The 12,079-nt window shown below is 69.5% G+C and carries 6 protein-coding genes; 2 read left to right on the forward strand and 4 right to left on the reverse strand.

Going from position 1 to position 12,079, the window contains the following annotated elements; genetic code table 11:
* The 4 genes from ACR807_RS38440 to ACR807_RS38455 all read right to left on the reverse strand — a co-directional run.
* A partial coding sequence (locus ACR807_RS38440; RefSeq protein ID WP_438926448.1) for a sigma-70 family RNA polymerase sigma factor occupies positions 1 to 2,518 on the reverse strand: 2,518 nt, incomplete at its 3' end.
* Positions 2,519 to 2,637: 119 nt separating this feature from the next.
* Positions 2,638 to 4,407: a DrmB family protein gene (drmB, locus tag ACR807_RS38445; RefSeq protein ID WP_438926449.1), complete on the reverse strand. Its 1,770-nt coding sequence runs from the start codon at positions 4,405 to 4,407 to the stop codon at positions 2,638 to 2,640.
* Complete coding sequence (locus ACR807_RS38450) at positions 4,404 to 7,583, reverse strand: helicase-related protein (RefSeq protein WP_438926450.1); 3,180 nt, start codon at positions 7,581 to 7,583, stop codon at positions 4,404 to 4,406. The genes drmB and ACR807_RS38450 overlap by 4 nt, the downstream gene beginning before the upstream one ends.
* Positions 7,580 to 9,154: a nuclease-related domain-containing DEAD/DEAH box helicase gene (locus ACR807_RS38455; RefSeq protein WP_438926451.1), complete on the reverse strand. Its 1,575-nt coding sequence runs from the start codon at positions 9,152 to 9,154 to the stop codon at positions 7,580 to 7,582. Before ACR807_RS38455 ends, ACR807_RS38450 begins: the two co-directional genes overlap by 4 nt.
* Before the next feature lie 528 nt (positions 9,155 to 9,682).
* On the opposite strand from ACR807_RS38455, the gene lnt reads away from it, so the two are divergent.
* The gene (gene lnt, locus ACR807_RS38460) at positions 9,683 to 11,305 is read left to right on the forward strand and encodes an apolipoprotein N-acyltransferase (protein WP_438926452.1); all 1,623 of its coding nucleotides are present in this window, start codon (positions 9,683 to 9,685) and stop codon (positions 11,303 to 11,305) included.
* Positions 11,280 to 12,071 (forward strand): polyprenol monophosphomannose synthase, encoded by a 792-nt coding sequence (locus ACR807_RS38465; RefSeq protein ID WP_438926453.1) that lies wholly within the window; start codon positions 11,280 to 11,282, stop codon positions 12,069 to 12,071. The genes lnt and ACR807_RS38465 overlap by 26 nt, the downstream gene beginning before the upstream one ends.
* The last annotated feature ends 8 nt before the right edge of the window (positions 12,072 to 12,079 follow it).

Genomic DNA, 12,079 nt, shown 5'->3' on the forward strand with positions numbered 1-12,079 from the left:
GGACGCAGCGGTCGAGGATGGTGCCGATGCTCGCACGGGCGATCTGGGGGCGCGGGGCGCGCAACAGCACGACCGACCACCGGTCAGCCTTGACCTCGGGTACCAGGCCGGTGGGGAGCCTCCGCGAGGCGCGGTTCAACCACCACGTGTCGCTGTCCGCCGCGGAGGTGAGGACCAGGCAGGCCGAGGACGTGTGCGCGTCCCACGTCGTGATCTCGTCGTAGAGGGAAGCGGCGACACCCAGGGCCGCCGATCCGCGCGACGCTTCGCGGCCTTCGCAGAGAGTCGTGAGCAAGGTGTACCCGGCGAAGGTCGCCCCGTCGTGGACCAGCGCCAACCTGGCGTTCGTGCCGGTGCCCGCGGTCCTGATCAGGACGTGGCGAGCACCGGACCGCAGTACTCGATCCACCAGGGCGATCAGCAGGTGGCCGATGGAGCCGTCCTCACCGGCGGCGCCGAGTCGTTCCGCCAGTCCCGACCCGGTGGCGATCTCCTTGCCGGTCGGCCGCTTCTCGCGGACCGGTGCGCGCACGACGCTCAGCCGACGGCTCGGCTGTTTCGCCGGAGGTGGGGGAGCGGGTTCCGCGCCGTCGGCGAACAGCCCCACCTCCGCCAACTTCCTGATGAGGTTGCTCTTCGCCCTGCTCTCGATCTGGCGCACCCGTTCACGGGTCACCGAGAAGTGCTCGCCGACCTTTTCCAGGGTGCGGTCGTCACCGGTGTCGAAACCGAACCGCAACCGCAGGACCTCGGCCTCGCGCTCCTTGAGCCGGGAAACCGCACTCCGCACGAGTTCGGCCCCGAGCGCGCGGTCCACCACGTGATCGGGGTTCGAATCGTGCTCGAACGGAGCGGGGATCAGTTCGGCGAACGTGTGTTCGCCGTTCACGCCCAAGGGCGCGTCCAAGCTGATCAGGCCTTTGGCGAGTCGGAGGCAGTCCACCACCTTCTCCGGGGAGAAGCCGGTGCGCTCGGCGACGTCCGCGACCGAGACCTCGTCCTGCTCGGCGCGCAACCTGTTCCAGGTGGCGCGTACCTTGCGGACTTCCTCGTGCTTGTGCACGGGCAACCGGATGAGCGTGCCCTCATCGGGGACAGCGCGTCCCATGTGCTGGTTGATCCAGTTCACGGCATAGGTGGAGAACTTCAGCCCGCGGGAGCCGTCCCACTTCTCGATCGCCCTCATCAGGCCGAGCACACCGTGCTGGTACAAGTCCTCGTGGTCGAGACCGGCGCCCAGGTGCCTGCCGATCCAGGAACCCACGAGACCGGTGTTGTGCAGCACCATGGCGTCGAACGCCTTCGCCCGCTCGTCGTCGTCGCGCAGGGTCGCGCGGAAGCCCTTCGGCAGTTCCTCCGACAACGCCTCGCCGGTGGACCGCATCAACGTCGCCAGCCCGACCTCCTGCTCCGCGGTGAGCAGGTGCTTGCCGCGGGCGCTGCTCCGCAGCGGGGTGACGAGCAGGGCGCGCGCGCTGTCGACGGCAGACCTGGCAGGGGCGACCGGTTGTTCCGGATCGGTCGGGAACGGAGAGGGCGGCGGGACGGCAGGGCTGACCTCGACCCACTCGTCACCCGGTACGTCGCGCGTGCGGTCGTCCAGCAGGGTGGGCGGCAGGCCGTCCAACGCCGTCGGCCGGCCTGCTCCGGAATAGGACAGGATCAACCCGGAACGGCTCGTCGGGCCGAGCACCCGCAGCGCGTTCTCGAAGCGGAACCGGGTCTCCACCTGGTCGAGCCCCGCCAGCACGACGTGGTCGAACCGCATGCCGATGGCGCTTGCCCAGGTCAACACCTTGATCCCGGGGTCGGACGCGGACACCGCGGCGTGCCTGGGGACGCTGATGCCGGACAGGTGCCACTGTGTCCTGCCGTCGAACAGGTCGCCGATCCCGTCCTTGAACACCCGGGTCAGCTCCCAGGTCGGGAGGAGGACCCCGATCCGCTTGTCGCGGTGCGCCGCCGCCAGCTCCGCGACGAACCTGATCTCCTCGTCGGCGTCCTCGTGGTTCACCAACACCGGGCGCCCACCACCGCCGGCTGGTTCCGCGAGGGCCGAGCTGTCGTCCAGGTGCCGGAGCAGCGCACGGACCTGCGGGGTGCCGCTGTCCGTGTCGTGCACCGCGGTCGGCGAGTTCACGCCCAGGAGCGTCGTGAAGTCTTCGAGGGTCGTACCGGAATCGTCGACCACCTGCACGGGGTCCATGAACACGGTGGCCTCGACGCCCAGCAGCCGAAGCACCCTGTAGAAATCGGGCGGCAACTGCTGTCCGTGGACTACGACGACGTGCCGCCGGTCCAGCGGTCGGACGTAACGAGCCCTCAGACGTTGCTTGAAATCCCAGAAGTCGATGTCGTAGTCGCCGGACTCCGGTGGTCTGGTCCGCAGCGCGGCGTTCCACGTGTCGGAGAAGTAGCGGTGGTAGGTCATCGCCACGTCGCCGCGGCTCTCGAACGGCAGCAGGGTGCGGATGCGGTTCTTCAGCACGCTGGACCTGGTGATGACGTGAAGCTCCACACCGTGTCCGCGCAGGCGCTTGTAAGCCGCCACCGCCCTGACCGCTTGATCGACATCGGGGCCGGCGACCATCACCTCGTAACGAGGTGGCCCATGGACCGGTGCGCGTAACGCGGCGCTCACACCGTGCTCCCGGGTACGCCGTCGACGGCTGCGACCGGGTTCTTGAAGAAGCCGAACACCGGGTCGACCAGCAACCGCCGGTCCAGGAGCCGGTTCGTCGCTTCGCAGCTCGTCTCCGGCGCCAAGGAGCACGCGTGGCACGCGGCCAGCGACAACCCGTCCGGGCCCTGCCCCGGGTGGTCCCCGCACACGGGATCGAACGAGCACCAGCGGGCAGCGGTGATCGACATGTCGAGCAGCCTGCCCAGGCGCGGGAATTCGCCCATCCGCACCAGACCTCCCAGCGTGCCCTCGGAGTCGCCGGCAGCGGTGTAGATCAGCACCCCGGCCATGGAGGGGCCCACGCCCTCCTTCGTCACGTACAGGCGCTCGCGCAAGGAGGAGGTCGAATAACCGGCTTCGAAAGCGGTGTTCCGCAGGAGCAGGTGCGCGAAGGTGTGCAGCAGCACGTAACGGGGCGTCGGCTGGGGGAGCCACTTCGCGCCCTTCTGCTCGTGCCGCTCCACCAGCTTCCGACACCGGTCCACCACGGCTGCGGACTGCTCCCAGTCGAGCAGCGCCTGCTCGTCGAGCTTCAGGAAGAAGCCCTCGCCGAACACCTCGACGGCGGGCAGGAAGTCACTCTCGCCGCTCAGGTTCGATGGCACCTTCTCCTTCATGGTGTGCCGCTCGAAGTGCGTCAGCACCCGGACCTCGCGGAGGCGGTCGACGAGCACGACATCCGCGATCAACCTGTTCCAATCGGTCGCCGCGGCGCGCAGCGGTCGGTCTGCTCGCCGCGAGATGAACCGGTCGCGGTGGTCGTGGTCGTCCTGGGGGTTGATCAGGGCGGCCCACTCGTCCGGGCGGATGTTCTCCGGACCGCCTTCGACGGGCACCCGGGCGTCGTCCACCTCGCGCGCCAGTGCCGCTTCGACCTCGGCCACCGGGACGCCGTACTCATCGGCCGCCAACTCGATCATCCCCTTGGCCAGCTTGTAGCCGGGATTGGCGACGAGGAACTTGAACTCGCCGCTCTTCATCAGCGCTGTCAACGGGTCGCTGATCGTGCTCCACGCCGACTCGGGCGGGATGTCGATCGCGCTCTCTACGGTCGGGAAGTACACGCTCGACGCGCCCCGCTGCATCGCCACCACCTGCTCGGGACACTGCTCGGCGTCCTTCTGGTCCTGCCAAGGCTGCTTTCCCGAGCACTTGCTGCCGATCTGGCTCAAACCGATCTTCGTGGTGAGCCCGTCGAGGGACCGTTCGCCTTTGCACGAGACGCAGCGCACGACGAGCGAGTTGAGCCCACCACCGACATCGGCCTTGTTGAGGAACTGCAGGTCCGACCGCTGGCACTGGTTCTGGTGCCGGTCGCGGCGAACCGCGGAGTGCGCCCACCGGACCCAGTCCACGTCCGAGAGGTGCCCGTTGGCGCACACCGCCACGAACCTCATGGGAATGAGTTGCTTCCCGTCGGGGCAGCTGCAGGTGGGAGCGGTGTTCGTCACCTCCCTGGTGTAGGACCACCGGCTCATGCGCCGGCACGACGGGCAGAACAACCACTGGGGGAACCGGTAGTAGGGGATGGGCCTGCGGGGTGACGGCGACGCCAGCGAGTCCACCCGGAGGTAGGCCGCCAAGCGGGGGAAGTCGATCGGCACGTGCCCGCCCCGCCACCTGCCGGCATCCTCGACCACGAACGACTCACCGACGAGGTCGATGATCGCCCCGGGACCGAAGGGACTGATGATCTGCGAGCGCCGAACCTTGCGCACGGTCACTTCCGCGCTCCCCTCACCTGGACCTGGACCTCCACGTCGACGCTGCGCATCGAGTCGAGCGTCGCCCAACCGTCACCGCCCTCGGTGAACCGCCTGAGCAACCGGGGCCGTTCGCGGCCCCCCTGGCTGTAGCGCAGGCCGCCGAAGGGCACCGCGTCGACGGATCGCTTCGCCCACGTCTCGATGAGGTCGTCCAAGTGGACCCGGACCCGCTCGAGCTCGGTGGCGTCCGCGCGTTCCACGCGGTCCAGGAACGCCTTGACGAGCGCGCGGAACCGCTCGTCGGAAGGGTCGAACGATGCGGCTTCCTGGTCGGCCGACAAACCGAGTGCGTGCCGCACCAACACGACGAGGTCGGCGTGCAGGGCGCGCAACCTGGCCGGCACCGAGAACGGTGTGACCGAACTCGGCTCCACCGAGCGGTAAAGGGTCGCGTGGTACGGGGCGAACGACTCGTAGTGCGACCGGTCGCGCGGCTTGGACGGTGAGTAGACGGTCACGACGAGACCAGGGCGGTCGGCACTCCGGCCGACACGGCTGGTGGCCTGGATGTACTCGGCGGTCGTCTTGGGTTGGCCGACGACCGTCATGATGCCTAGCCGGCTGACGTCGACACCGACCGAGATCATGTTCGTGCTGGCCAGGAAGGACACAGCGCCCGGCGCGTCGTGCGGTTTCTTGAGCCGGTCCAGGCGCTGCGGGATCTGCGCGGACGCCACGTTGCTGGTGAGCTCGACGACGTTGTCGTCGTCCAGGTGCCGCACGTGGTCCTCGGCCCGTGCGATCACCTTGAGCCGCGAGGGGATGTCGTCGGAGGCCAGGTTGATCGTCTTGCCGAGTTCGCGGAGGCTGTTGTGGTAGACGACCAACGTCGAGTAGGCGTCCTCGGCGGCAGGAGTCAGGTCCACCTCGAGCGGTGCCTGCAACTGCGCCGCGGCGACGTGGATGAGCGCGGTGAGCGGTGTGTGCCCCTGGGGCATGACCCCCGCGTAGGCACGGCCGGGGCGTTCCAAATCCGTGCGCACGAAGTACGAGTCGGCCGCATCGACGCCCGCGGGCGGGAACAGCGCGACAGGGCGTCCGAAGACGCCTCTGGTCTGCTCGTCGGCCCGGCGGATGGTGGCGGTGGCCGCGACGATCTTCGGTTTGTGCCCGAGGTGTTCCAACAGCACGTCGAAAGCCGCCTCGTAGAGCCCGACGATGGTCCCGAGCGGGCCGGAGATCAGGTGGAACTCGTCCTGGATGATCAACGACGGTCCAGGGTCGCTGCCCGCGCCGAAGAACGCGCCGGTGTTCTCCTTCCAGACCGTGCGGGCGAACTTGTCGACGGTGCCCACCAACATGGTGGGCGGGTTCAGGTAGAGGTCCTCGTCCACCGATGACATGGGCAGTTCGGTGCGGAACGGACACCTGTCGTTGACGCAGCGCACCCGGAAAGAGCTGTTGGTCGCCGAAATCCCCCAACGCTGCTCGTCCTCCGGCGCGCCAGGCACGATCCGCGTGCCGCACCACGGGCACGACTCGATCTGGAAGCCCTGGTCACGGGCTGCGCCGTCGCGTGCTCGCGCGAGGAGTCGACGGGCCTCGGTGAAGGTGTTGGGGCTGTTCTCGCCACCAACCCACAGCCCGATCGACACCGGACGGCTGCCAAGCCGTCCGTCGGCACCGCGGCGCACCAGCTCGCAGGCAGCGATCATGGTGGCGGCCCGTTGGAACTGCTGACTGGTGAGCAGGCGCAGCGTGTACCTGGTGATGACCGTCGTGCCCGCTCCGGCATCGCCCCTGGTCAGCCGACGGTGGAGGATGGTGAACGCCGCGAGTCCCAGGTACGCCTCGGTCTTCCCGCCGCCGGTGGGGAACCAGATCAGGTCGACCAGGTCGCGCTCCTCGCCCTCGTGGACCACCCCCTTCACCGTCATCAGCAGGAAACCGAGCTGGAACGGGCGCCATGCCCGGTCGAGCGAGTCGTAGTCGACCTTCGTGTCCGGCGCCTCCGACGGGGCGTGCGGTGAGCCGCCGAGGTTCTCGTGGCTGTGCGCCATCTGCATGAGCATCACCCGGTTGGCCAGCGCGAACGCCTCGAGGGCGTCCCGGTCCTCGCGCAGGAACCCGATACCGGCGAGCATGCGGTCCCGTGCCCGTGCCGCGCGGTCCCGCAACCGCTCAGCGGCTGGGCGCAACCGCGGGGTGAGGGTCTGCGCCGCGGCGTTCCACGTCTTGTCGATCCAGCTCGAGTACCGGTCGACGAAACGGGTCAAGGCGTCGAACACGGGTGCCGCATCCGTGTCGGCGCGTGCCAGGAAGTTCAGGCGGAGCACATCCGCCACATCCGGCAGGTCGGGCACGCGCGGCAGGTCGAAGGCGACGTTGGGCACGACGTGCACCGGGACGAAGGACGTGCCGACCCAATCGGGTCGGTCACCCACGGTGTCCCAGCCGGCCGCCGTTCCGTGGCCGACGGCGTACACCGGGACGTCGCGGTACTGGAGCTCGAGTTCCTCCGCCTCCTCGTCGCTGTGCGCCCGTGGTTGGACCGGGTAGGGGGTGATGGCACCCTCCGCGACCGAGCAGCGCAACACCACCTGGAAGAGGCAGTCCTCAGGGTCCACCGCCTGGCGTTCGCCCTGCACCCTGCGATTGACGAGGACGACGGTGACCACCACGCCGTCGGGGTGCGGGCGCCACGTGACCTCGACGCTGGCCGCCTCCTCCCAGATGGGCTCGCTCCGGCTGCTTCCCGAGGGCGGGACATCGATCCGAACCGATCCGTTCCCGGGGAGTGCCAGCGGTTCACGCTGCCACTCGTCCTCCGCGACCTTGCGGTACCGCGCGGCCCGTACCTCCACGTCGATCGCGGACCGGCTCGTGGTCATGAAGCTGATGCCGGCGGAACTCGGCCTGCTCTGGCCCGCCAGGGTGATGGGGTCCTCGTCGTCGTCCTCGGGCAGCGCACCAGCCTGTTCGTCGACCTCTTCGGCGTCGTCCGCCGGTCCGCCGGCGTCGGCGGCGTGCGGGCTGAGGGACATCGGGTACAGCACGGCGGTCAGGTACCGGTGCTGGGGCGCCTTCTCGTAGAGGACCTCGTCGTCGCCCTCGGCCGGCCCGACCAACTGGTCGTGCAGGTACTCGAGCACCCGGTCCCGGTCCGGGAACCCCGTGGTGTGCACCTGCGTCACCCCTCCACCTCCGTCTTGCCGGCCTTGACCACCCACAGGGCCGCCTTCGCCCGGGTCATGCCGACGTACAGCTGGACCCGTGCCGCCTGTTCGTCCGCCGCGTCGTCCACCTCCAGGACGACGTACCGGCTCTCCAACCCCTTGAACTCGGCCACCCGCGCGAACCCGACGTGCCCCCGGCCGGGCTTGCGCATGCGCATCAGGTCCAGCACGTCGACCCGCTCGAGCCACTCGGCGGGCAGTTCGCCGAAGATCGACGCTGCCAGGTCGTACGGCGACAGCAGCACGACCTGCTCGAGCGGCACGTCGTGCTCCTCGAGTTCGGCCAGTACCGCCGATACGGCGGTGACCGCCTCACCGCGGTCCTCCTCCACCACCACGACCTCGCGGCCATGGCCGGCGGTGGTGACCCCCAGGTCGGCTCCCGTCCGTTCCTGGGTGGCACGGACGATTTCGATGGTGTTGCGGCAGTTGTCCATCAGGTCGACGAAGGTGGGGCGGTGGGAGTCGAGCCGCGCCATCGCGTCGTCCTCGTACTGGCCGACCAGTCCCCGCTGGTTGTTCGAATCGAGGAAGAAGGCCCAACGGCCATCGGCCAACCCGCCGGACAGCACTCTGTCCACCGCGTCGAGGTCGCGTCCGTTGATGACGTCCTGGGCTTCGTCCACCACTACCACGTCGAAGGAGTCCGCACCAAAAGTGGACACCTGGTCGAACGGAACTGTCGTGATTTTGTCCATTTCCTGCTGCGAGCGGACGAAGGAAGCCAGGACGTGGCTGCGGCACGTCAGCAGAACGCGCTTGTCGGAACCGCGGACACGTCGGCACATCTCGACCGCCAGCATGGTCTTGCCCGTTCCTGCCCCGCCTTCGAACACCAAACGCGGGTTTCTGCGGTGCTGGTCGAGAGCCTTGTACTGGCTGTTGGTCAGGGCGACGAGTTCCTTCTCCACCAGGTCGTCGAGGCGGCGCAGGGACAACACCCGGTCGAAGCCCGGTCGGAGCACGTCCAGGTAGCGCTCGACGTCTGCGGGGGACAGGGGAGCCCTGGCGTCGGGCTTGGCTTCCCAGAAGGACCCCAGCCGATCGAGGCAGTCGGCCCACCCCTCGGTCGCCATGCGGGTGGAGTTGATCACCATCTCCGGACTCCACTCGACGCTGACCGCGTCGAACTCGCTGTCCGGGAAGACGACGCCGTACCCGAACACGGTGCGGTCGACCAGTTCCGGGTCGACATTGCGACGCAGGACCTTCTCCAGTGCGAACATGCTCGACCCCGCCTGGTCGAGGGGGCTCTCCTTGAGCCGGTGCCGCCCGCCCTTGAGGTCGCGCGTGTGCCAGACGCCCCGCCTCAGTTGGATCTCGCCACCCTTGACCTCCAGCACGAGCAGTCCGCGCTCACCCAGCAGCAGGAAGTCGATCTCGCAGACCCGCTTGCGGTCGTGCTCGGGCAGATTGGTGCTGTGCATGGCGTAGTGCCATCCGGGCACTTCGAGCGCAGCCAGTTGGGAAAAGATTTCCTGCTCGGCCCTGCTGGCGCCGGGCGTCACCGAATCCGGAATCATGCGCATGGTGGTCAGCCTGCTTTGCGACAAGCGGGGGAGGAGGTCGAAGATGTGTTCGAGGGGTTCAGCGGAGTTTCCTTCCAGGAGCGGCCCGGCAACCGCGAACGGTCCATCGCTCGTTCGGGTGACATAGTTACACGAAGCTAAAGATGAGCAGTAGTCGCGTGCACGTTTTCGTCGCGTATGCGATCAGAGCACGGGTTCCGTTCTTCGAGATCCGATTTTTGCGGTCTGCATGACTGCGGGAATCGTATTGATCGGTGAACTATCCGCATGGTGCGAATTGGTCCAGGGCAGGGCCGGGTGAGCACCCGACCGGAACCGGCGCTACGCGGTGCACTGCACCACAGACGTACTGCCGCGCGATGGCCTCATCGACCTGTTCGCGGACGGCCGCACGGTCAGCAGCAGATCGGCCGGTTCGAGGCCCCGACGACCCGCAGCCGGGTACGCGGGCACGGGGTGACGCGGGCACGGGGTGACGGCGGTCGCCCGCCGTACGGGGGCCTGACCTGCCCCTCGTAGGCTGGGCGCGTGGTCGCTCCCCCCGTGGCGCCGGGTCAGTCCGCCGCCGACACGCCCCCCGCCCGCCGCCGGGACGTGCGCGGCACGCTGCTGCGGGTGCTGCTCGCCGCCGCCGGTGGCGCGCTGGTCTACCTCAGCTTCCCGCCGCGCACGGCGTGGTGGCTCGCGCCGGTGGGGTTCGCCGTGCTCGGCGTGCTCGTGCACGGCCGCCGCGCGCGGGCCGGGTTCGGGTTGGGCGTGTTGTGGGGGCTGGGGTTCATGGCGCCGCTGCTGCGCTGGACCGGCGAGTTCGTGGGCCTGATCGCCTGGCTGCCGCTGGCGCTGGTGTGCGCGCTGCTGATCGCGGTCGGCACGGCGGCGATGGCGGTGGTGTCGCGGCTGCCCGGCGCGCCGCTGTGGATGGCGCTGGTGTGGGTGGCGGACGAGGCGCTGCGCGCGGTGTTCCCGTTCGGCGGGTTCCCGTGGGGCAAGATCGCCTTCGGGCAGCCCGAGGGCTGGTACCTGCCGCTGGCGTCGCTGGGCGGGGCCCCGCTGGTGGGGTTCGCGGTGGCGCTGACCGGCTTCGGCCTGGCCCACCTGGGCCGGAACTGGCGGTCGGCCGCGCCGCTGGTGGTGCTGCCGCTGGTCGCCGGGCTGGCCTCGACCGCGCTCGTGCGCACCGACGCCGACCAGGGCGAGGTGACGGTGGCCGCGGTGCAGGGCAACGTGCCGCGCGCGGGCCTGGACTTCAACTCGCAGCGCCGCGCGGTGCTCGACAACCACGTCAAGCGGACCCTGGAGCTGGCCGCCGACGTCGACGCCGGGCGCGCGCCCAGGCCGCAGCTGGTGATCTGGCCGGAGAACTCCTCCGACATCGACCCGTTCCGCAACGTCGACGCCGCCGCGCAGATCCAGCGCGCCACCGAGGCGATCCGCGCGCCCATCGCGGTCGGCGCGGTCGTGATCGACAAGGGCGACAACCTGCCCCGCAACACCGTGGTGCTGTTCGAACCGGGCGTGGGCGCCACCGACAGCTACACCAAGCGGCAGTTGCAGCCCTTCGGGGAGACGATGCCCTACCGGGAGTTCTTCCGGATCTTCTCGCCGGCCGTGGACCGCGCCGGCCGCTTCCAGCCCGGCGACGACCCGGCCGGGTTCGCCGTCGGCGACGTGAAGGTCGCGATCGACACCTGCTACGAGGTGGCGTTCGACTCGGTGGTGCGGGACTCGGTGCTCGCCGGCGGCGGGGCGAACCTGATCGCGATCCCCACCAACAACGCCACGTTCGGCTACACCGAGATGACCTACCAGCAGCTGGCCATGTCGCGGGTGCGCGCGGTGGAGCACGGACGGGCGGTGGTGGTCTCGGCCACCTCCGGGGTGAGCGCGATCGTCGCCCCCGACGGCTCGGTCACCCAGCGGACCGGCATGTTCACCCCGGACGCTCTGGTGGCGACGGTGCCGCTGCGCGGGGAGGCTACGCTGGCCACCCGGCTCGGTGCATGGCCCGAGTGGGTGATGACCGCCCTGGGCCTGCTCGCTCTGGCGTTCGGCTCGGCGGCTGGATTGACACGGAAACGACGATCGCGTCCGACCCCTGGTGCGGGTGTCGGCGAGGAGGAAACGGATGGCGGACCAGCAGGCGCAGCCTGACCGCGAGCTCGGGCCGGTGCTGGTGGTGATCCCGACCTACAACGAGCGGGACAACATCGGGAAGATCGTGAAGCGGCTGCACGCGGCGCTGCCGAAGGTGCACGCCCTCGTGGTCGACGACGGCAGCCCGGACGGGACGGGGCGGCTCGCCGACGAGATGGCCGCCGCGGACGACCGCATCCACGTGATGCACCGCACGGAGAAGGCGGGTCTGGGCGCGGCCTACGTGGCGGGCTTCCGGTGGGCGCTGGAGCGGGGCTACGCGGTGGTCGTCGAGATGGACGCCGACGGCTCGCACGCCCCGGAGGACCTGCCCCGGCTGCTGGACGCGCTGGAGGACGCCGACCTGGTGCTGGGCTCGCGCTACGTGCCCGGCGGCAGCACGGTGAACTGGCCGAAGTACCGGGAGCTGATCTCCCGGGGCGGCAACGTCTACTCGCAGCTGGCGCTGGGGGCGAAGGTCAAGGACATCACCGGCGGGTTCCGGGCGTTCCGGGCCGAGGTGCTCGACCGGCTCAAGCTGGGCACGGTGGCCTCGCAGGGCTACTGCTTCCAGATCGACCTGGCGTGGCGCACCATCGAGCTGGGCTACCGGGTCGTGGAGGTGCCGATCACGTTCACGGAGCGTGAGATCGGCGAGTCGAAGATGAGCGGCAACATCGTGCGCGAGGCGTTGTGGCGGGTGACGAAGTGGGGTGTGCGGCGGCGCGCGACCCAGCTGCGCGACCTGTTCGCGCCCAAGGCGAAGACGCCCGGCAACCGCTAGCCGCCGGC

Origin of the sequence: Saccharothrix sabaoui, from assembly GCF_051756985.1 — a bacterium.
Classification (GTDB): domain Bacteria; phylum Actinomycetota; class Actinomycetes; order Mycobacteriales; family Pseudonocardiaceae; genus Actinosynnema.